The following is a 21,346-nucleotide window of genomic DNA, read 5'->3' on the forward strand; positions in this document are numbered from 1 at the left end:
CTCTCGGTGAGGAGTCTTCGGGTCCGGCGTGCCGTGCCGCATGGGGCGCGATCACCCGCTTTCCCCGCCGCGCGGGGCCGTACCCGGCCGTGCCACGGCCCCCGCCCGCGGCGTGGCCGGATCCGGCCACGGCCCCCGGGCACCCCGGAGCCCGCTCCGCCGCAGCTCCGCGCCCCTGCGGCGGCCCTCGCGGCCGACCCCCGCCACCCGTCGGACCACCCGGTCCCGCAAACCTGGGGCACGGCGGGTACGGCGTCTGGGTAGTCCGCGACGAAATCTACGGGTGGTGCTCCCCTGTACGGACGGGTCGTGCCGCTGGAAGGGTGGCGGACGTGACCACAACCGACACCGCCTCCCACGCCTCCGGGCCGGCGCCCTCCTGGTGGGCGCCGGCGGCGACGCTGCGCGAACGGCTGTCGGCCCCGCACCTTCCGGCGGCGCCGACGGCGGGCCCGACGGCCGGGGCCCGCACCCGCTCGGCGGTCGAGCGGGCCTGCGAGTCCGTCCGGCTGGCCCGGCTGGGCGTCGACGCCGGGCAGGCCGCGGCGCTCGCCGCCGAGGCACCGGAGCGCCTGGCCGGCCGGCTGGCCAAGCCGTCGTGGGCGGAGTTCGCGGAGCAGGCCCTCGCCGCGGCGCCGGAGCTGCCCGGCGACGTCCCCGCCGAAGCGGCCGAGGGGGCGGCGGTGTTCGCGCCGCTGCTGCGCCCGCTGGTGACGGCCGCCGTCGGCGAGCTGACGGAGCGGGCCCGGGCGGGCGGCGCCGAGCCGGGCGACGTGGCGGTCTTCGTCTCCGAGTACGCACGCAGCCTGGCGGAGCGCCTCGCCGGTGAGGCGGCCCGGACGCTGGTGGTGGAACTCGCCGCCGCCCGGGCCGCGGGCGGCCTGGCCGGCGCCACCGGCGCGGCCCGGTTCGCCGACTTCGCCGCCCGGACGGGCACCCGCGCCGGGCTGGCCCGGCTCTTCACCCGGTACCCGGTGCTCGCCCGGGTGCTGGCCCGGATGTGCCGGAACACCGCGCGGTCCGGCGCGGAGCTGCTGACCCGGCTCGCCGCCGACCGGCCGGCGCTCACCGCGGAGCTGTTCGGCGGGCGCGACCAGGGCCCGCTGGCCGCCGTCGAGTTGGGCCACGGGGACTTCCACCAGCAGGGCCGGTCGGTGGCGGTGCTGCGGTTCGCCGGCGGCGTCGGCGTGGTCTACAAGCCCCGGCCGATCGGCCAGCACGCGCTGCTGGACGAGATGGCCGGCTGGCTGGACACCAAGGCGCCGGGCCTGGGGCTGCGCACCCCGCGCTGGGTCGCCGGGGACGGCTACGGCTGGCTGGAGTACATCGACCACCGGGCCTGCCGCTCGCTGACCGAGATCGACCGGTTCCACCGGCGCCAGGGCGCGCTGCTCGCCCTGGCCTACACCCTCGAAGGCGTGGACCTGCACTGCGAGAACCTCCTCGCGCACGGCGACCAGCCGGTGGTCGTCGACGTCGAGACGCTGCTGCACCCCGTCCTGGGCGAGGGCAGCACCACCCTGCCGGACCCGGCGGCCGCGGCGCACGCCGCCTCGGTGCACCGGACCTGCCTGCTGCCCCAGCTGCTGGTGGGCGAGCTCGGCGCGGTCGACGTCTCCGCCCTGGGCGCCGCACCGGGCGGGGAGTTCCCCAACTCCCGGATGGTCTGGGAGGCCGCCGGTACGGACGAGATGCGTCTGGTGCGCCGGCCGGCACCGTTCACCGGCGCGCAGAACCGGCCGTACGGCACCGTGCCGGGGGCCGCCTGCGCGGACCGGCTGTCCGCGACCCTGGCCGGCTTCCGCGCCGGGTACGACGCCGTCGTCCGGCACCGGGCGGAACTGGCCGACCCGGCCGGGCTGTTGGCCACCGGCGCGGAGGCCGTCGGCCGGCTCGTGATCCGCCCGACGATGCTGTACGCCACCCTGCTGGCGGAGGCCACCCACCCGCAGCTGCTGAGCGACGGGCTCGACCGGGACGCCCTGTTCGCGGTGCTCTGGGCCGAGTCGCAGGGCGACCCGGCCCGGCAGGCCCTGATCGAGTACGAGATCGCCGACCTGTGGGACGGCGACACCCCGGTCTTCTTCCACCGGCCTGGCGCGGCCGAGGTGTTCGCCTCGGACGGCAGCCCGGTGCCCGGTGTCCTGGACACCTCCGGCCTCGCGACCGCCCGGGCGAAGCTCGACGGCATGAACACCGTCGACCGCCACGACCAGGAGTGGATCATCGCGGCCACGCTGGCCTCGGTCGGGCCGGACGCCGCGGGCCCCCGGCACCGGTCCGGCGGCCGCACCCGCCCCTCGCCCGCCGCCGTCCCGGAGCCGTCCGCGCTGCTCGCCGCCGCCACCGGGATCGCCGACGAGATCGCGGGCCGTTCCGTCGAGGGGCACGGGCGGGTCAACTGGATCGGCCTGGAGGCCGTCGACGAGCACTGGACGGTGCTCCCGATGGGCGCCGGGCTGGCCCAGGGCTACAGCGGAGTGGCCCTGTTCCTGGCCCAGCTCGGGGCGCTCACCGGCTCCGCCCGGCACACCGGGCTGGCGCGGGCGGCGATCGCCCCGCTGCCCGAACTCGTCGCCGCGATGGCCGCCGACCCGGCGCTGAGCCGGGCCGTGGGCCCCGGCGGCTTCGAAGGCCTGGGCGGCCTCTGTTACGCCCTCGCCCGGCTGGCCGGCCTGGTCGACGACGGCCTCGCCGGATGCCTGCCGGTCGCACTGGACGCGCTGGCACTGGCGGCGCTCGACGAGGACGCCCCGGTCGGCGTCTCGACCGGCCTGGCCGGCGCGCTCGCCGCCCTGCACGCGGTGCACCGCGAGCGCGGGCTGGCGCGGGCCGCCGAACTCGCGGACCGGATCGCCGAGCGGCTGCTCCGCCTGCCGCCGCCCGGACCGCTCGGCGGGGCGACCCCGGAGCAGGCCGGCTTCGCCTTCGGGGAGGCCGGCATCGGCTGGGCGCTCGCCCGGCACGCCCGGTTCACCGGCGGCCCGGAGGGCGCGCGGTTCGCCGCCGCCGGCCGGGCCCGGCTGACCGCCGCGCTGGCCGCGGACCGGCGCACCGCCGGCTGGTGCTCCGGCACGGCCGGCACCGTGCTGGCGGCGGCCGACGCGGGCCTGTCCGCCGGGCCGGACGACAGTCCGCTCGGGGACGCCGTCCGCCGGCTCACCGGGCAGCCGCCGGTGGCCGACCTCAGCCTCTGCCACGGCGAGTCGGGCACCGCGGAGGCGCTGGCGGCGCTCGCCGAGCGCGGCCACGGCGGTGCGCGGATCAGCCTGACCGGCCGGGCCGGGATGATCCTCGGACAGCTCCATGACTGGGGGCCCCGCTGCGGGACGCCCGGGCAGGTGTCGACGCCCGGAATGCTCACCGGGCTGTCCGGTATCGGCTACGCCCTGCTCCGGCTGGGCTTCGCCGACACCGTGCCCGCCGTCCTGCTGCTGGACCCGGCCCCGGGCAGCGGGCGGGCCGACCGCGCCTGAACCCCTGCCCCACCCTCCGACCCCCCGAACACAACCGAATAGAACAGAAACACCCTGTAACACCCGTAACACGCGCAACACCTGAAACAGAATCAAACAGCAGAGAACAGCAGAGAACAGCGCGCGACTTATCACCACGCATCGCTTCCCGAATGGAAAGGAAAGCCCCATGTCCCACTCCCTGCACAACGGTGCTGTCCGCAGCGAGGCCGTCGACCAGGCCGCGACGATCCCGGACCCGGCCGGCGAGATCCGACTGGTCCGCTGGAACGGGGCCTGCGCCCGGACCCGTGCGCTGGCCGGAATGACCCTCGGCAGTGGTGTTGTCGTGGGCCTCGGCTCCATCACCACCACTGTCTCGGTCCCCTTCTGACCTGCGCTCACACAGAGGCCGCCCGAACAGGAGCGCGACGCTCCGTTGGGATAGCGACTACTATCCGGGGCTATGCGTGTGCGGGCAGCCCATCTCATCGGCCGTGATGCCGAAGTCGCCAAACTCGGCGAATCACTGCGGGATCTCCGCCGGTCATTCGGCTGTACCACATTTCTGGTCGGCGAGGGCGGTATCGGCAAATCCCGGCTGGTGGCCGAGCTGATCGGCGAGGCCGTCGACGCCGGAGTCCGCGTCCTGCGGGGCCGGAGCAGCACCATCGGACCGATGGTGCCGCTCCGGCCGCTCACCGAGGCGCTGATGCCGCTCTCGCGCGGCGGGGAGTCACCGGACGAGGCGAGCCTCGGCCCGTACCGCCCGGTGCTCGGCCGGCTCATACCGGACTGGGGCACCGGCACCCCGGACCAGGGGTCGACGGTGGTGCTCGCCGAGGCCGTCCTGCGGCTGCTCGCCTCCGCCGGCCGCGACCAGGGCTGCCTGCTGGTCCTGGAGGACCTGCACGACGCCGACACCGAGACGCTGGCCGTCGTCGAGTACCTGGTCGACAACCTCGAACAGCAGCCGGTCATGCTGGTGGCGACCGTCCGGTCGGAGCCGGGCGAGGCCCTCCTGCTCGCCGAGTCCGCCGGGCGACGCCGCAGCGGAACGGTCTTCCGGCTGGCACCGCTGGACGGCGGCGAGGTGGACCGCCTGATCGCCTCCTGCCTGGACACCGAACCCGGCCTGGTGCCCGCCGAGGTGCTGACCCAGATCCGCGAGGACAGCGCGGGCATCCCGTTCCTGGTCGAGGAACTCCTCCAGGGCGCGGTCACCGGCGGCGCGCTGGTCCGCGAGAACGCCGTCTGGCGGGTGGCCGGCAACCTCCGCCGCAACGTGCCGAGGGCGCTCCTCGAAGGCGCCATCCACCGCATCGACGAACTCGGCCCGCAGGGGCGGACCCTGCTCTCCGCCGCCGCCGTGCTCGGCCGGCGCTTCCCCCTGTCGGTGCTCCAGCTGATGACCGGCGCCGACGACCGGAGCCTGCTGAGCCACCTGCACGCGAGCGTGACGGCCCGTCTGGTCGCGTCCGACGAACCCGCCCCCGACTGGTACGCCTTCCAGCACCCGCTGACCGCCGAGGCGCTGCTCGCCCAGCTCACCCCGACGGCCCGGGCCGCCCTGTCCCACCAGGCCGCCGACGCGATCGAGGCCCTCCACCCCGACCTGCGGGGCGACTGGTGCCCGCTGGCCGCGACCCTGCGCGCCGACGCGGGCGACCCGGTCCGGGCCGGCCGGCTGTTCACCGAGGCCGGCCGCCGCGCCCTCGCCAACGGCACGGTCGGCTCGGCGGTGGCGCTGCTCGACCGGGCCGAGCACCTGCTGGCGGCGGGCACCGACTCCGCCGCCCGCGCCGAGGCCCTGGAGGCCCTGCTGCCCGCGCTCGCCGAGACCGGTGAGCTGACCCGCGCGCTCAGCCTGGCCGGCAGCCTGCGGGAGCTCGTCGGCGCCGGCCTGGGCGCCCCCCGGCTGGCGGCCCTGCACACCCGCCTCGCCCAGGTCGCCTACATGGCCGGCCGCTGGGCCGACGGCAACAACCAGATCGAACGGGCCCGCGCCCTGCTCGGACCGGACCCGGACGAGGCGCACACCGCCCTGACCGACGTGGTGGAGGCCTACCTGTGCCTCGACACGCCCGGCCAGGACCGCACCCAGCGGGCCGAACGGCTGGCCCGCGCCGCGATCGACACCGCCGAGCGGCACGACCAGCCCCTGGTGGCCTGTCAGGCCTGGGAGCTGCTGGGCGTCGTCGCCCGCGAGCGCGACCCGGCGGAGGCGATCACCTACCTGGAGCGGGCGATGAGCACCGCCGAGCGGCACAGCCTGCCGCTCCAGCGGATGTACGCGCTCACCCGCCTCGGCGGCAGCCGCTGGCTGGCCGACGGCAGCACCGCCACCCTGGACGAGGCCCGCATCGAGGCCCGCCGCCTGGGCGCCGTCACCGTCGTCTACACCCTCGACGGGATCCTCGCCCTGCACGACGTCCTGCGCGGCCGGTTCGCCGAGGCCCGCACGCTGGGCGACGAGGCGCTGACCATGGCGGCACGGCTGCGGCTGACACCGGTGGCCCGCTACCTGCTGATGACCCGTTCGGTGCTGGCGGCCCACCAGGGCGACCGGGCCGCCATGGAGGAGGCGCTGACCGAGTTCGGCCGCTGGGGCGGCAGCGGCTCGCCCGAGGAGCCGCTGGCCCTCGGCCTGGCCCGGGTGTTCTGCGCCCTCCTGGAGGAGGACCGCGACCGGGCCGCCCGGGACATGGCCGGCCTCCAGGCCCTGGAGGACGAGAACCCGAGCACCTTCCACCTCGGCGGCCGGCACGGGCTCGGCCTGCTGCTCGACCTCCTCGACGGGCGGGCCGACCGCGACCGCCTCGACCGGGTGGCCGCCAGCTCGGCCGGCCGGATGCGGTGGAACCGGCACTTCGTCCTGCTCGCCGAGGCCGTGCTGCTCGGCCGGGAGGGGGAGCCCGCGGCGGCCGACCGGGCGGCCCTGCTCGCCCAGGAGGCCGGCGCGCCCTACCCCACCGCCCGCCACCTCGGGCGGCGACTGATCGCCGAGGAGGCCCACGCCCTGGGCTGGGGCGACCCGGAGGGGTGGCTGCGGGAGGCCGAGCACCACTTCCGCGAGACCTCCGCCACCGCCGTCGTCGGCGCCTGCCGCACCCTGCTCCGCGCGATCGGTGCGCCCGTCCGCCAGCACCGCACCGGCAGCAACCGGATCCCGGCGCAGCTGCGCCTCAAGGGCATGACGGTCCGCGAGTACGAGATCTTCCAGCTCCTGGCCGACCGGCTCAGCAACAAGGACATCGCCGCCCGGCTCTACATCTCGCCGCGCACCGTCGAGAAGCACGTCGCCAGCCTGATCGCCAAGACCGGCCTGCCGAACCGGGCGCAGCTCTGCGCGTTGGCGGCGGAGCAGTCCTGACGGAGGGGCCGTCCGGCGCGCGCCGTGCCCCGGGCGTCCCCGTCCGTGGTGCGCCCCGCCGGGTCCGGGGCCGCCACCGGCGGCCGGCTCCCGCGCGGTGCGGTAGCCGACCGGGGTGCCGACCGCAAGCGGTCAGTTGCTGCCGCCGGTTCCGGCGGGTCCCGGCGGGGCGGAAGCGGCCGGGTCGACCGGCGGGGGCCGGTTCGTGCCGGTGCAGCTTTCGGCCACCGGCCGACCCGGGACAGCGGCCCGTCCGGAGCAGGACACTGGCTGTCAGCCGGCTCCCACCGGGATCCGCCCGCCGAGCCTGCGCAGCGCGGGCACCACGACGGCACTGAGGAAGGGCCCGACGCCGATGACGAAACCCGCCGCCTGGCCGGAGCGGAACATGTGGACGGACTCCGCGCAGGAGCGGGCCCACGCCTACCTCGACCACGCGCGGGGCATCCGCGGCGAGGTCCGGTTCCAGCTCGTCACCCGCGCGCTGGCCCGGCACCTGCCGCAGCGCCCCTGCCGGGTCGTCGACATCGGCGGCGGCTTCGGCCGGCAGGCGATCCTGCTGGCGCGGGCCGGGCACTCGGTGACGGTGGTGGACAACGACGAGACGCTGCTCCGGGCCGCCGCCGACCTCGTCGCCGCGGAGCCCGCCGAGGTCGGCCGCCGGGTCCGCCTGGTCCAGGGGCTCGGGGAGGAGGCACCCGAGCTGGTCGGGACGGGATTCGACCTCGTCTGCTGCCACAGCGTCCTGCTCTACCTCGCCGATCCGGACCCGATGCTGGACGCGCTGGTGCGGCTGGCCGCGCCCGGCGGCCTGGTCTCGCTGCTCACCGTCAACCGGGACTCCCAGGCCATGCGGGACGGGCTGCAGGGCGACTGGCGCGGCGCGCTGGCGACCCTGCTGGAGTCCAGCGAGCAGGGCGGCCAGTACCTGCCGACCCGGCCGGACACCCCGCAGGACCTGGGCCGGCGACTGGCCGCGCTCGGGGCGCCGACGGTGGAGTGGCTCGGTGTGCGGGTCTTCTCCGACCACCGGTCCGGCGAGCCGTCGCCGGAGGAGTTCGCGGACCTGTGCGAGCTGGAGTGGCAGGCCGGACTGCGCGACCCCTACCGCGGGCTCGCCCGCCTCTTCCACCTCGTCGCCCGGCGCGGGGTCGGGCCCCGGTAGGGCCGTCCGCCGGGGGCCCGGGAGGGCGTCGACCGGCGGGTGGTGCCCGTGTCCCGGTCCCGGCCGTCCCGACCGTCCCGGCACGGCCCCGGTGCCCGCGGCCGCTGCGGCGCCGACCGCCGGTGCTGCGGCCGTGCGCCGGTTGCACAGGCGTGCGCCGGAGCGCGGGCGGCTGCGCCGGGCTCCGGCCGTGCGCCGCGGTCCGGCAGGATCCTGCCAATGCGAGCACGGCACCCACCCGGCCGCGCCGTGTCGAGGACGGGCCCCGACGGCACCGGGGCCGCCCGCGGAGGCCGCGCGACCACGGTGGCCGGGCGATACCTGGTCCGGCGCGGCCCGTGAGAGGACCCGCCGGCGGCCCGGAGGCCGGTGTCGGCGCCGCTGACCGGACTCCGCAGGCCCGCTTGTGGGGGGCCACGTCAAGTGCCAATCTGTGAGCGTCAATTGCCGGATCAGTGTGTGCATGGCGAAAACAGGCAGGAGTTGTTCGCCGACGTACGTCAGCCGCCGGGCCGATGCAGGGGGAGTGGTCAATGTTCGAAGGCCTTGGGCTGAGCAGCCTCGCCGAGTCCGTCTATCTCGCGATGCTCCAGCACCCGGACGAGAGCCTCGACGTCCTCGCCCGCCGGCTCGACGTGGACCACGCCCAGATCAGGGTCGCGCTCGACGAGCTCACCGGCATCTCGCTGCTCCAGGTGTTCCCGGGCCGGCCGGCGCCGAGAGCCGTCCGGCCGGAGATCGGGCTCTCCGCGCTGGTGGCCCGTCAGCAGGCCGAGATGGCCCGCCGGCACCAGCAGATCGAGGAGGGCACCGCCGCGCTGTCCACCCTGCTGGCCGAGCGCGCCGAGAGCCGGCCGGCCGAGACCGAACCGGGCATCGAGCGGCTGTCCGGCATCGAGGCGATCCGCGACCGGCTGAGCGAACTCGCCCGCAGCTGCGAGTGGGAGGCCAGCTCCTTCATGCCGGGCGGCGCCCAGTCCGAGGAGAACATCAGCGCCAGCCGGGAGCTGGACGCGGAGGCGATCGACCGCGGAGTGCGGCTGCGCACCGTCTACCAGGACAGCGTCCGCAACCACCGGCCGACCCTGGAGTACGCCCAGTGGCTCAGCGGGCTCGGCAGCGAGGTGCGCACCACCGCGTCGCTGCCCCTGCGGATGCTGATCGTCGACCGGCGGGTGGCCGTGGTGCCGCTCGACACGGCCGAACAGGAGGGCACCGCGGCGGTGGTGATCTCCAGCGTCGGGATCATCACGGCACTGACCGCGCTGTTCAACTCGGTCTGGCGGTCCGCGACGGTGCTCGGCGCCGCCCGCCGCCGTGACGACGACGGGCTGTCGAGCCAGGAGCGGCAGGTGCTCAGGCTGCTGGCGGCGGGCCTGACCGACGAGGCGATCGCCCGTCAGCTCGGCGTCTCGGTCCGCACGGCCCGCCGGGTCGCGTCGGACCTGCACACCAGGCTCGGCGCGCGCAGCAGGTTCCAGGCCGGGGCGCAGGCCGTCTCGCGGGCCTGGATCACCCCGGACGACCTGGAGTAGGGTGCTTCGCCAGGCGGCTCAGGGCCCCACCTCCGTGGAGCGGACGGCCCACCCGGGGCAGGTGCCGGCGCCGGCCATGGTCCGGCGGCAGAGCTGGACGGCGACCCGCGCCGCGTCCAGCAGGTCGCGGGCCTGCACGTAGAGGTTGAACACCACGAAGCCCTCGTGGACCTCGATCCGCGCGTGCTGGAGGCAGTCGGTGCCCGCCCTGCTGCACAGCAGGTGCCGGTGCAGCTCCCGCGCGGACTGCGGCGCGGCTCCGGGGGTGTCAACCGTGGTCTTGGTCAGGTACACGAGTCGACCTGCTCCCGGCCGGGGCGTGCGTTCCGGTCCGGGGGGCGCGGGCGCCGTCGCGCCCGTGTCCCGTCCCGGCCGGCTGGTCGGACTTCACCCGTTGCGCATTCACGCTGAACCCTTCGCTTTCCTCGTTGCGGGCCCGTCCCGAACCGGTGGCGCCGCTCGGCCGCCGCGGCTCCGGTGAGCGGGAGCCGCGGTGTGCGGGAGGCCTGGCCCGGTCCTCGGGGCAGGTGTCCGGGGGCCGCCGGTCAGGGCCCGGCGCCCGGGAGGGCCGGTCAGACGGTGATCGGCGGGTCCGGTGCCCACCGGGTCAGGGCCCAGCGGACGAGTTGCGGGCCGAGCGCGGCGGCCATCACCGCGAACGCGGCGATCATCGCCCACCGCGTCCCGAACGCGATGGCCAGCGCTCCGCCGACCGGCACCCCGATCAGGCTGGCGGCCTGCAACAGCACGAACGCCATGGCCATCACCTGGGCGATCCGGTCCTTCGGCGCCGCGGCCTGGAGGTTCCCGAAGACGGTGGCGACCAGCAGCGTCCCCCCGAAGCTGCCCGCGAGTTCCAGCAGGACCAGCCCGGCCATCGCGCTCGGACCGGCGGTGGTGAAGGGCAGCAGGGCCAGCGACAGCAGGCTGACGGCGGTGCCCAGGGCGAGCGTCCGGCCCGGGCCGAGCCGCTTCTGCGCCCGGCCGACCAGCATGCCGCCGGTCACGCCGCCGACCGCGCCGAGCGCCAGCAGCGTGCCGATCAGCGAGGGCCGCATGTGCACCGACCGCACGAGGAAGAGCACGAGCACCGGCGAGGTGACGCCGTTGACGAAGGCCACCGCGACCATCGCCCGGACGCCGGACTGCCGCGCCATCGCGAGCGCCAGCCGCAGGTTGGCGGCGGCGCCGAGCCGTTGCTTCGGGGGTTTCGAGGTGCCGCCGGTCGCTTCTTCGGTGCCGGTGCCGGCGTTGGCGGCGTTGGTCTTGGCGGCGTCGTCCTGATCGGCCGTCAGGCCCGCCTTCGTGCCGGCCCGGTCGTCGGTTCGGTCGTCGGCCCGGTCGTCGGTCGTCCCGGGCCGGACCCGGGTGAGCAGCGCCGCGGAGGCCAGGAACGACAGCGCGTCGACCAGGACGACGTAGGGCGCCGCGACCCGGGCCAGGAGCGCCCCGCCGAGCGCGGGCCCGCTGATGTCCGCGATGCTGCGGGTCGCCGAGATCTTCCCGTTGGCCTCCACCAGGTGCGCCTTCGGGACGATCTGCACCAGCAGCGGACTGGCCAGCGCGGAGTACACCCCCAGCGCGGCCGAGGCCACCGCGGCCAGCACCAGCAGCAGCACGATGTGCAGCACCCCGAACCACCAGAGCAGCGGGACGGCGCCCATGATGGCGGCCTGCACCAGGTTGCAGGCCGCCATCATCGGCGCGCGCGGGCGGCGCAGCCCGTCGGACCACGCCGCCGCCGGGAGCCTGATCAGCAGGGACGGCAGCACCTCGACCACCGCCAGCGAGGTCATCTCCAGGGCCGAGGCGCCCAGCGTGACCGCCGCGCACATCGGGATCGTGACGTTGCTGACCGCCGAACCGACCTGGGACAGGCCGGTGGCGGCCCACAGGGCCCGGAACGGGCGATCGGGGAACACCGGCGACGCCGAGGTCTGCTCACCCCCGCCGGCCAGGGTCGTCGATGTCACGTCGATCGTCCTTTCACAGGGTGACGATGCGGACGGCCGCGTCGGCGGCCTCCTGGGCGAACCAGGCCGGGAAGCTCTCCGGGTACCGCATGCGGGCGATCTCGGCCAGCCGGGGGATGAGCCGGGAGACGCCGTTCATCGTGCGCATCGAGTCCACGGCGATCTGGCTCAGGAACCGGTGGTTGTCGCGCACGTGGGTGCGGGCGTAGCTGAAGAAGACCCCGAACTTCTCCCGGCCCGGGTCCCGCAGGACGGTGGTGCTGGTGTGCATCAGACGAGCGTTCCACACCACGACGTCGCCCGCCCGGGTATCGACGCGTTCGCGGAGGTCGGACTCGCCCACCGTCCGCGCCGGGATGTCGAACTCCGGTTCGGTGGTGCCGTATCCGTCGAAGGACATCAGGTGGGAGGCGCGCACCACGTCGATCCCGCCCCCGCCGACCGGGTCGTTGTCCTGCAGGTACAGCCCGCACTGGACGTGTGCGAACCCCGGCTCCCACACGTACGCGGCGGTCGGTCCGACGAACGTCGCGTCGACGTGCCAGGGGACGTACACGTTCTTGCGCGCGGTGCAGTTCGGGTACAGCACCGGGTGGTCGTCGCCCAGCAGCTCCTTGACGGCGCGCACCACGCGCTCGCGCAGCACGATGCCGGCCAGGAAGTCGTCGGCCAGGAAGTCGCTGGTGAGCATCTCCTGCGAGCCGGTGCCCGTGAGGTAGCCGGAGCACAGGGCCCGGGCCCGCTCCACCTCCTCGGCGTCCAGGATCCCGCGCAGGATCACGTACCCGCGCCGGGCGAAGTCCTCGGCGGAGACCGAGGCCTCGGGGGCGGCCGTCGCGGTGCCGTTCGCCGCCGTCATCGCTGGACCCTCACCGGGCTGCCGGGGACGACGCAGGCGGCCAGGCCTTCGAGCTGGCCGTAGCCCAGGCCGCAGCAGTCGCCGGTGATGTCCTCGTCCAGGGCGTCCGCCGGGTGTTCGGCGTCGGTGGCGGTGAAGGTCTCCAGGTCGATCGGCTCCGGGTCGTCGTCGACCCAGACCAGCGCGCCGGCGGTGATCAGGTCGAGGTGGACGTCCGCGATGTACGGGACCTTGCTCACCCGCTGGTTGTGCTGGCCGAACCCCAGGTGGACGCCGCAACGCCGCTCGTTGATGTGCGAGTTGGCGGTGATGAACTCGTCGATGCCGCGGTTGGTGCCGAGACCGAACTCCCCGACGTTGCGGCCGTAGGGGCTGTTCAGGCAGAGCTGGAACATCGCGTCGAGCTGCGGGTCGGCGCAGGTCAGGTCGACCGCCTGGCCGTTCTCGATCTCCACCCGGACGGGGTTGGCGGCCAGGCTGGCGTTCAGCGGGGTGATGATGTTGGCGTTGAACGCCCCGTCCGCCACCAGTACGCCGTTCACCGTGACCGGGTAGGTCGCGACCTCGCCGGCCGGCAGGATGGTGAAGCCGCCGGGCCGCCAGACGCCCCGGTTGCTGATCCAGTGGTACTTGTCCGCGTCGAGCTCGACCGTCAGGTCGGTGCCGCCGCGGCTGGTGACCCGCACCTTGCGGGCCGGCTTCACCCGCTCCAGCAGCGTCGCGTTGAACCGGGTCAGCTGCGCGGGGGCCAGGTTGAGGGACTTGGTGAAGAACGCGGTGGAGGCGCTGATGATCCGCAGGATCATCGTGCGGTCGCCGCCGAACCTCTTCAGCGCGTTCTCGAAGACGTTGAAGTGCGACATGGTGTCGCGCTCCAGCGTGAGGACGACCAGGCGGCCCGGCAGCGTCTCCGGGTCGGGGAGCACCGCCTCCAGGCGCCCGGCGAACTCCGGGTCCTCCAGCTTGCGCATCGGGACGATCGGCGTCGCGAACCCCCGGTGCCGCAGCGCGAGCGCCAGCCAGGCCGCCGGGTCGCGGCTGTCCGGGGTGTAGGTGATGACGAAGGTGTCGGTGCTCTCGATGAGGACGTAGTCGTCCAGCAGGACCTTGATGCCCTGCTGGACCTTCTCGTCCGGAATGACGAAGTTCATGGTCGAGCTCCTCGGATCGACGGGGACCCGCCGGGCGGATCCGCGGGCGCACATCGCGCACGGACGGTGAGGGAACGGCGCGGCGGACGCGGCAGGGGCACCCGTCGCCCGACCGGAGGGGAGACCCTCCGACGCGGTACGACGAGTGCCCCTGCCGGCACGGCTAGTTGTTGTAGAAGGTCGAGTACGAGACCTTCCACGCCACGTCGCCGATGCCGTCCTCGTCGACCTCGGCCGGCTCGGCGGCGGCCATCGTGTTGACCAGTTCCTCAAGCTCCTCGAACGCAGACATTGCAGTCTCCTTCGGCTGGTGGTCGTCAGCGGGCTGCTGACTGGTCCCATGCTGTGGCCCCGGCCGGACCGGGCGGTAGTGGTCACTTCCTGCACCCCGCCGGGCGTGGCCTGAACCGGCCTCCCGGCGCCGGAACGGACTGTCCCTGCCATGTCGGCCCGAGGCCGGTGCAAGGTGCTGACCAGGCCGGAACGCCGCTGTATACAGGACTCCGACACCCACCCCGCAGACCCCGGAGGCAGCAGCATGAGCAACTACGCCGACACCAGGGCCGGTTCGGACCAGCACCGGTCGCCCGTCCGCCGCGCCGCCGCGGCCGTGACGGCCGGCGTCGGGGGCGACGACGACGGCTTCGGCTGGCAGGTCGCGCCGCGCTCCTGAGCGTCTCCGGTCCGCACCCGCGTCGCAGAGAGGAACGCACGGTGACTCACCCCGAACCCGCACCGGACGTGCCGCAGTACCCCTTCGGGGAGCCGCACCTCCTCGACCTCGACCACCGCTACGCCGGCCTGCGCGACACCGAGGGGCTCCGCCGGGTCGAGGTCCGGGACCTGGGCGAGGCGTGGCTGTGCTCCCGGTACGCCGACGTCCGCCGGATCCTGACCGACAGCCGGTTCGGGCTGACCCCGCCCGAGGCCTGCGCCGCCGACGCACCGCAGGAGGCCCCGGCGCTGACGTCCGCGCAGATCAACCGGGTGACCAGGGGAGGCCTCAAACCCCGGCGGATCGAGCGGCTGCGCGGGGCCACGGAGAGGATCGCCGACGAGCTGCTGGACCGGTTGGACCCGCTCGACCGCGATGGATCTCCCGACGGCGACCGGACCCCGGTCGACCTGATGACCGCGTTCGTCAAACCACTCGCCGCCGACGTCCTGTGCGAGTTGCTCGACGTCCCGGCCGGGGACCGGGCCGAGGTCCGGGCACTGCTGCTCGGCGCGGCCACCACCGCATCGCCCCCGTCCGAGGCCGAGCGGGAGGACCGGCGCGCCCTCGCCCGCCGGCTGGCCGACCTGATCGCCGCACGCGACGCGGCCGGCGCCGGCGCCGACGACCTGCTGAGCGCCGTGATCCGGGCCCGGGAGGAGGGCGACGACCGCCTCACCGACCGGCAACTCGTCACGGCGGCCCTACGGTTGCTCCTGCCGGGGCTGCAGAACACCGTCCTGATGCTGTCGAACTTCGTGCGCGCCCTGATGCACCACCGGTCCGACCTGGAGCGGCTGCGCCGCCGACCGGACCTCGTCCCGTCCGCCGTCGAGGAACTGATCCGCTTCACGCCGTTCCACAGCACCTCGACCTTCCCCCGCTACGCCGCGGCGGACGTCGAGATCGGCGGCACGCTGATCCGGCGCGGCGAGGTCGCGGTGGGAGCGCTCTGCGCGGCCAACCGGGACGAGCGCGCGTTCACCCGCCCGGACACCTTCGACATCGAGCGCGGCGAGAACGCCCACCTCGGCTTCGGCATGGGCGCCCACCACTGCCCGGGCGCCGCGCTGGCCCGGATGCAGCTCCAGGTCGCCATCGCCGCCCTGGCCCGCCGGGTCGACGGCCTGCACGTCGCGCCCGCCGCCGTCGCCGGCTCGGCCCACGACGGCAGCGGCCGCGTCATCGGCTGGTTCGACCCGCTGCCCGCGACCTGGTCCGCGATCCGGCCCTGACCTCGTCCGAGCGCCCCTGGTGCCGGCCCCGACGGGCCGGCACCAGGGGCGCGTCCGTGCTACCCGGCCGCCGGGCAGGTCACGGCGATCGTGGGGCTGACGCCCGGAACGATCCACTGCTTGCCTTCATAGGTCTGCGTTCCCTGGGCGTACTCGTAGTAGAAGTAGAGGACGCCGAAGGCGACGGTCGAGGTGCTGTGGCAGTTCGATTCGGGCGTGAACCGGTAGGAGAGCCTCACGGTGCGGCTCTCGCCCGGGGCGATGGGCACGGTGGGAGCGGTCATGTTGAAGTAGGACGCGGTCTGGTCGAACGCACACGTACTGGCGTCGCCGGTGCAGGAGACGAACTCCACACGCGTGTCGTAGGGGGTCGGTGTGGCCTGCTCCGAGCCGTAGGTGGAGACGTAGAGGAACTGCACGTCGCTGGACTGCTGGTTGGTGAAGGTGATCGTCAGCGTGCCGACCTGGCCGGGCGTCACGACGGGGTGGTCCACGCTCATGGTGATGGCGGGCGGCGCAGGCTCGGCGGCGGAGGCCTGGCCGAGGCCCAGCAGACTGATGAACAGGGCGATGACGGCGATGAGGCGCACGCGCCTCAGTGCCGGGGCGGGTATACGCATGATGGTAGAGCGTAGGGAAACGGTGCCCGTCCCGTCTGCCCCGCCCGGGATATCCGGCCATGATCCCGCCCCGAGCAGCGGCGCGCGTGGCCGGCCCGCCGTGGGCGGGCCGGCCGGGACGCGTCAGCGCCGGATCGGCATCAGCCCCAAGGGCGGTTGTTGTTCTCCGCGTCCTCACAGGCCTGGGCGCGCGCCTCAAGGGCGTTCGCCTGGGCGTAGTTGCCCTGCCGGCGCAGCTGGTAGGCCTGGTCCCGCAGCGAGTTGACGTCGCAGGTGATGGTCCCGGCGGACGCGCTCTGCGCGGGGGCGATGGCGAGCAGCGCGCCGCCGGCGATGGCGGCGGCCAGGGCGGCGGTCGAAAGGCGTCGAAGCATGGTTCTCCTTCGAAGAGGGATGGTGCGGGCTCGGTCGAAACTGACTACCCGTCGGTAGCTCTAGCTCAGATGATCTTGAGTCAATGGCCGCCGAGGGTTGGAAGGTGGGGCTCTGTCGAGCAAGAGCCTTGGAAAGCAAGGCAATTGACGCAGCATTTGATCTGATCGCTTGGCTTGGCCGTCTATGGCGACCGTCCGGCCGCCCATTCGTTGCGAGCGATGCCCCGGCTGCCTCGCATGTCTTCGTACACGATGGACATTTCGGTGGTACCACTGGTCGAGGACAAGTGGTTCGCACACTTCGGAATGGAGGGATCCGTGGGTGACCCAGAGGTCGTTCTCGATGGTCGGTACGACAACCTGTTTGCGCGCGTGGCCGGTTATCTGCCGGAGAGTCGGGAGGCCGTCGACGAGTGGCAGGCCGGTCTGGTCCTGCAACTGGCCGACGGGGAGCAGGCGTTCAGCCCAGGTGTACGTGAGCTGAAGCAGCTGATCGAGCGTGACGGGATCGTCCGGATGTACGTGTCCCAGATGATCGAGGAGGTTCTGCCCCCGCACCGGCACATCAAGGGCGTCGACGAGTTGCTCGCGGCCCTCGACCGCATCAGGGGGACCGCGCCGCAGTACAGCCCGAACCGCGAGAAGCGGGTGTTCTTCCCGATGTCGGCGCTCTTCGTCTACATGATGATGACGCCGGCCGGTGAGGCCCTGTTCCGCATCGAGAGGTTCAACCGGGCGCTCCAGAAGATCCTCAAGGAGTGGTGCGCCTACCTGGACAGCGACAGCAGTCTCGGTGTTCTGACCGAGAAGGAGGACGGTTGGCTGTCCGCACCCGCGGTCAAGGAGTTCGGCCTCGGGGACTACGTCACCGAGGCGGACCGGAAGAAGCAGCACTGGGGCTTCACGTCGTTCAACGCGTTCTTCCACCGGGAGATCCTCCCGGGGAAGCGGCCCGTCGACACGGATCCTTCGGCCGTCGTCTCGGCCAACGACGGCGCGGTGTTCAGGATCGCGCGGGGCGTTCGGGAGACCGACCGGTTCTGGCTCAAGGGGCAGCCCTACTCGCTGGTCGACATGCTGAACGGCAGCGCGTACACCAGCAGGTTCCTCGACGGGGACGTCTTCCAGTCGTTCCTCGCGGGTTCCGACTATCACCGCTGGCGCTCGCCGATCGACGGCGTCGTCAGGAGCGCCGAGGTCGTCGACGGCCTGATGTTCAGCAACGCGGAGTCCGCAGGGGAGGACCCGACGGCCGGGACGTACTCGCAGGGTTACCAGGCCTCCGTCAACACCCGGGGCCTGGTGTTCATCGAGAGCCCGGACCCGAAGATCGGCATGGTCTGCGTCATCCCCATCGGGATCACCGAGATCTCCTCGGTGACCATCAGGGTGAAGCCCGGCCAGCCGGTCAAGAAGGGCGACGAGCTGGGGTGGTTCAGCTACGGGGGCTCCAGCATGTGTCTGGTGTTCGAGCCGGGGAAGGTCCGGTTCGCCGACGACCTGAAGCCGGACACGAAGATCCGGGTGAGCGCGAGGATCGCGACCGTCGTGCGGTGACCGCGGGCGCCCGGGACCGGTGGACCGGCACGGCGGCCCACCGGTCCCGGGCCGGCTACCGCGTCCTCGGCGCCGCCCACGCCCCGGCCGGGCGGATCGTGCACTGCGCGTGACCCGGCCGGGCCTTCGTCACGCTGCGTCGGCGCCCCCCCCGGGCGGCCGGAACCCCCGACGCCGGCCGGCAGGTCAGGCGTCCCGTTTCACCGCCAGGAAGCCGGCCGTCTGGCCGGCCGGGGCGAGGTCCTCGCCGGTGCCGTGGGGCTCGGCGCGCAGGACGGTGCCGGCGAGGGTCGTCCGCTGGTTCACGCCGGTCTCCCAGTGGTGCAGGATGATGCCGTCGTAGTCGTAGTGGAAGTCCGAGATCGGGGTGCCGGGCCGGCCCTTGCCCGTCAGGGTGAAGGCCACGGGCGACGAGCCCGACACGCGGCCGGTCATCTCCATGGCCTCGGCTTCGGTGCCCGGCGGCGTCGGGAAGATCAGTTGACCGCTGACCGTCCCGTCCGGTGCGGCCGCAAGTCTCAGTTCGAACTGCCCGAACCGAAGCCTGTTGAAGTCCTGGACGGGATTGGGCACCTCAAGGAAGCTTCGGTAGGTGTAGGTCCCGGTCAGCTCTGCCGCGTCCATGTCTCCTCCTCGACGGAGCGGTGCCATCCATTCCTCCTTCCAGCCTGCCGGGGTCGGCGGGACTCCGCGACTGCGGCCGGAGGGCCGGGGAGGTGCGGCGGCCGACCCGGGGTGCCCGTCATCACGGAGGGTGGGCGACGCGCCGAGCACCCAGGTCAGCGGCGCGCGCTGCGGCGGGCGGGCGGGGTGATGCGGACCCGCTTCGCGGCGGGCGCGCTCTCCAGGTCGTCGAGCTGCGCGAGGATCGTGCCGCGCAGGTCGTCGTCGTCCTCGAAGGCGTGGTCGTTGAACAGGGTGTAACCCGTCCACATCAGGTTGGCGCAGACCCGCGCCGGCACCCGGCCGGTCCGGGCGCCCATGCCGACCAGGGCCACCGACCCGATGCTGCCCGGGGTCCGCGCGTTCTGCCGGTGGACCGCCTGGAACGCGGCGGCGCACGCCAGGGCCACGTTCAAGGTCTCGCTCACGTTCTGCGAGGACTCCTGCATCGTCGGAGCGGAGATCAGGAACTTCGGGTTGGTGGCCCCGGAGGGGACGCACACCGCGCTGCCCACCGGGAGCGCCCCCGCGAAGCGGTCGCGTATCGCCCGCTGCACGCGCAGCTGGATGCCCGCTCCGAGGTGCCGCTTGACGACCGCGTCGACCCCGCCGTCCATCCGGCCGCGGGAGTTGGTGGGGCTGACCCAGGCGTCGACGGCCTCGTCGAGGATCGATCCCTGGCGGATCTCGATGCCGGGGGTGTCGGCGAACGCCGCCCGCCAGGCCTCCACCACCGGTGCGTTGATGTCGGTCAGCACCACCCTGAGCGGCGACTGCGCGCGGTCCGTGGTCATGGCTCCACTCCCCTTCGAGACACGGTTCCTCTACTGGTCATGGCGCTACCGGGCCCCACTGACAGGCCGGTTGCGGCGGTCCCCACGGGTGCGCCGCCGGTGCAGCCGGCCGGGCCGTCGACTGTCGGACCCGGCCGGTACAACAGTGGAGTCCGTTGCGGACATGACGGACCTTCACCCGCCTCCGAGGTGTCGGCGGAGGTCCGTGCGGTCGTTCCGTCCTGTCCGCCGAAGCACGGCTATCCGGAGTCACACCACCATGAGCGATGCCAACGCCCCCGCCCAGTCCGACCCGAGCGACCCGCTGGCGCTCGCAGAACTCTTCAAGGGCGGCGGTGAACCGTGGCTCCCGCTGCTGAAGCCGGTCATCGAGGCGCAGCCGGACGCGGCCGCGTTCATCGGCCCGGGCCGCGGTCCGGACGTCGTGCCCGTCCGTGAACTGACCTTCCAGGCGCTCAAGCCCAACGCGCCGCACCGGTGGAAGGTCGTCGTCTTCGGCCAGAACCCCTACCCGAGGCCGGAGAGCGCCACCGGCATCGCCATGTTCGACAACACCTTCCACGACTGGAAGGACAGCCAGTTCGGCCGCGTGGTCAGCATCCGCTGCATCATCAAGGCGGCGGCGATGTGGAAGCACGGCATCCCCAAGAAGACCCCGATCGCCGACATACGCGCGCTGCTGAAGGAGCAGGACACCGTCCAGCCGCCGGAGTGGTTCCAGGCGATGCTCACCCAGGGCGTGCTGCTGCTGAACGCGGCCCTCACCGCGAGCGGCGACGGGACGACGGCGACCGACCGGCACACCGCGTTCTGGCGGCCGGTCGCCGAGCGGATCGTCGAAGAGATCCTCCGGGCCAAGCAGAACGCCGCCGAGGAGGACCGGGGCGTCGTCTTCGCCTGGTGGGGAGCGCACGCACGCAGTCTGAAGAAGGTCGTCCTCCGGCTCCAGGAGAAGTACCCCGAGGTCGAGGTCCGGCACATCGACCACGCCAACCCCGCGGCGCAGGGCGACATCTTCTGCGACGGCGACCACTTCGCCACGGTGAACGCGGCCCTCGCCTCACTGGGCGCCGACGAGATCGACTGGCTTCCGGCCAAGGGGTGGAACGAGCACGCGGCGCAGGGCGGCGGGGCGGGCGGCGACACCGCCGAGCGGATGGGCGCGTTCATCGCGTCCACCATGGAACTGCACCAGCTGTACCTCGAACGGCTCGCGAGCGTCAAGGACGAAGGGCTCGTCCTCCCCGCGATCACCGGTGTGTTCGACACCCCGCTGATGGACTTCCGCGAGGCCGTCGCCCCGGTGGCGGCACTGCTCTCCGGTCTGGACCGGCACATCGAGCGGTCGCACGCGTTCGGCACCGCGCGGGCGGACGAAACGGCCGGCGGGCTGACCGCCGAGGCGATCGCCGCCCTCTACCTCTACACCTGCGAGTCCGCGTTCTACCGGGAGATCAACGCCATCCTGCGCTCCCCGGACCGCAGCCGGATCGTCCCGTACCTGCCGTACCTGCGGCTGCTGTTCTCGGCGGTGTCACAGCTCCCCGCCCGCACCGAGCCGCTCTGGCGCGGGGTGTCGCTGGACCTGCGCGCGCAGTACCCGCTGGGGCGGACGGTGACCTGGTGGGGCGTGTCCTCCTGCACGCCGCAGCTCGGCGTGGCCCGGGGCTTCCTCGGCAGCCGGGGCCGGCGGACGCTCTTCCAGGTGCTCCCCGTCCGGGCCACGGGCATCCAGCGCTACTCCGCGTTCACCGGCGAGGAGGAGTACATCCTCCTGCCGGGCACCCAGCTCAAGGTGACGGACGTGAAGACCGAGCGCGGCGGTCTGTGCACCGTGACGCTGACGGAACTGCAGGAGCAGACCCTCGTCTCCTGAA

The 21,346-nt window shown here is 73.7% G+C and carries 18 protein-coding genes; 9 read left to right on the plus strand and 9 right to left on the minus strand.

From position 1 onward, the window contains the following. Nucleotides 1–332: 332 nt before the first annotated feature. From ACFVYI_RS00780 to ACFVYI_RS00800, 5 genes are all read left to right on the plus strand, one after another. A complete protein-coding gene (locus ACFVYI_RS00780; RefSeq protein WP_387879918.1) occupies nt 333–3,476 on the plus strand; it encodes a type 2 lanthipeptide synthetase LanM family protein in 3,144 nt (1,047 codons plus the stop codon). 169 nt (nt 3,477–3,645) lie between these two features. Beyond that, nucleotides 3,646–3,849, plus strand: a complete 204-nt coding sequence (locus ACFVYI_RS00785; protein ID WP_387879921.1) for a hypothetical protein — start codon at nt 3,646–3,648, stop codon at nt 3,847–3,849. Nucleotides 3,850–3,921: 72 nt separating this feature from the next. After that, nucleotides 3,922–6,828, plus strand: coding sequence for an AAA family ATPase (locus tag ACFVYI_RS00790; RefSeq protein WP_387879923.1), 2,907 nt, complete (start codon nt 3,922–3,924; stop codon nt 6,826–6,828). Nucleotides 6,829–7,183: 355 nt separating this feature from the next. Beyond that, nucleotides 7,184–7,993, plus strand: a complete 810-nt coding sequence (locus ACFVYI_RS00795; RefSeq protein ID WP_387879926.1) for a methyltransferase — start codon at nt 7,184–7,186, stop codon at nt 7,991–7,993. 533 nt (nt 7,994–8,526) lie between these two features. After that, on the plus strand, nt 8,527–9,528 hold the full coding sequence (locus ACFVYI_RS00800) for a LuxR C-terminal-related transcriptional regulator (protein ID WP_387879929.1): 1,002 nt from the start codon (nt 8,527–8,529) through the stop codon (nt 9,526–9,528). Nucleotides 9,529–9,546: 18 nt separating this feature from the next. Here ACFVYI_RS00800 and ACFVYI_RS00805 read toward each other — a convergent pair whose 3' ends face one another. From ACFVYI_RS00805 to ACFVYI_RS00825, 5 genes are all read right to left on the minus strand, one after another. Beyond that, on the minus strand, nt 9,547–9,822 hold the full coding sequence (locus tag ACFVYI_RS00805) for a hypothetical protein (RefSeq protein ID WP_387879931.1): 276 nt from the start codon (nt 9,820–9,822) through the stop codon (nt 9,547–9,549). A gap of 278 nt (nt 9,823–10,100) precedes the next feature. Continuing rightward, nucleotides 10,101–11,501 (minus strand): MFS transporter, encoded by a 1,401-nt coding sequence (locus ACFVYI_RS00810; protein WP_387879932.1) that lies wholly within the window; start codon nt 11,499–11,501, stop codon nt 10,101–10,103. A gap of 13 nt (nt 11,502–11,514) precedes the next feature. Further along, complete coding sequence (locus tag ACFVYI_RS00815; protein WP_387879934.1) at nt 11,515–12,360, minus strand: phytanoyl-CoA dioxygenase family protein; 846 nt, start codon at nt 12,358–12,360, stop codon at nt 11,515–11,517. Then, entirely contained in the window at nt 12,357–13,511 is a 1,155-nt protein-coding gene (locus tag ACFVYI_RS00820) for a hypothetical protein (RefSeq protein ID WP_387879936.1), read from the minus strand. Before ACFVYI_RS00820 ends, ACFVYI_RS00815 begins: the two co-directional genes overlap by 4 nt. Before the next feature lie 163 nt (nt 13,512–13,674). Further along, nucleotides 13,675–13,803 carry a hypothetical protein gene (locus ACFVYI_RS00825; protein WP_360634607.1) on the minus strand — a complete coding sequence of 43 codons (129 nt, stop codon included), beginning with the start codon at nt 13,801–13,803 and terminating at the stop codon, nt 13,675–13,677. 246 nt (nt 13,804–14,049) lie between these two features. On the opposite strand from ACFVYI_RS00825, the gene ACFVYI_RS00830 reads away from it, so the two are divergent. Together ACFVYI_RS00830 and ACFVYI_RS00835 are read left to right on the plus strand one after the other, a co-directional pair. After that, nucleotides 14,050–14,184, plus strand: coding sequence for a hypothetical protein (locus ACFVYI_RS00830; protein ID WP_387879938.1), 135 nt, complete (start codon nt 14,050–14,052; stop codon nt 14,182–14,184). Nucleotides 14,185–14,225: 41 nt separating this feature from the next. Next, nucleotides 14,226–15,461 carry a cytochrome P450 gene (locus tag ACFVYI_RS00835; protein WP_387879940.1) on the plus strand — a complete coding sequence of 412 codons (1,236 nt, stop codon included), beginning with the start codon at nt 14,226–14,228 and terminating at the stop codon, nt 15,459–15,461. 59 nt (nt 15,462–15,520) lie between these two features. Here the strand turns inward: ACFVYI_RS00835 and ACFVYI_RS00840 are convergent, their stop codons facing one another. Both ACFVYI_RS00840 and ACFVYI_RS00845 read right to left on the minus strand, forming a co-directional pair. After that, on the minus strand, nt 15,521–16,081 hold the full coding sequence (locus ACFVYI_RS00840; RefSeq protein WP_387879942.1) for a hypothetical protein: 561 nt from the start codon (nt 16,079–16,081) through the stop codon (nt 15,521–15,523). 140 nt (nt 16,082–16,221) lie between these two features. Further along, nucleotides 16,222–16,455, minus strand: coding sequence for a hypothetical protein (locus ACFVYI_RS00845; protein ID WP_387879944.1), 234 nt, complete (start codon nt 16,453–16,455; stop codon nt 16,222–16,224). Between the two features lie 372 nt (nt 16,456–16,827). On the opposite strand from ACFVYI_RS00845, the gene ACFVYI_RS00850 reads away from it, so the two are divergent. Then, nucleotides 16,828–18,012, plus strand: a complete 1,185-nt coding sequence (locus ACFVYI_RS00850) for a phosphatidylserine decarboxylase family protein (protein WP_387879946.1) — start codon at nt 16,828–16,830, stop codon at nt 18,010–18,012. Between the two features lie 186 nt (nt 18,013–18,198). Here the strand turns inward: ACFVYI_RS00850 and ACFVYI_RS00855 are convergent, their stop codons facing one another. Together ACFVYI_RS00855 and ACFVYI_RS00860 are read right to left on the minus strand one after the other, a co-directional pair. Next, entirely contained in the window at nt 18,199–18,636 is a 438-nt protein-coding gene (locus ACFVYI_RS00855) for a hypothetical protein (protein WP_387879947.1), read from the minus strand. Between the two features lie 155 nt (nt 18,637–18,791). Next, nucleotides 18,792–19,469 (minus strand): macro domain-containing protein, encoded by a 678-nt coding sequence (locus tag ACFVYI_RS00860; RefSeq protein WP_387879949.1) that lies wholly within the window; start codon nt 19,467–19,469, stop codon nt 18,792–18,794. Nucleotides 19,470–19,728: 259 nt separating this feature from the next. Here ACFVYI_RS00860 and ACFVYI_RS00865 point away from each other — a divergent pair, with 259 nt between their 5' ends. After that, the gene (locus tag ACFVYI_RS00865; protein WP_387879951.1) at nt 19,729–21,345 is read left to right on the plus strand and encodes an ADP-ribosyltransferase domain-containing protein; all 1,617 of its coding nucleotides are present in this window, start codon (nt 19,729–19,731) and stop codon (nt 21,343–21,345) included. The last annotated feature ends 1 nt before the right edge of the window (nt 21,346 follow it).

The sequence above is a fragment of the Kitasatospora sp. NPDC058218 genome (assembly GCF_042882445.1).
Taxonomy (GTDB): domain Bacteria; phylum Actinomycetota; class Actinomycetes; order Streptomycetales; family Streptomycetaceae; genus Kitasatospora.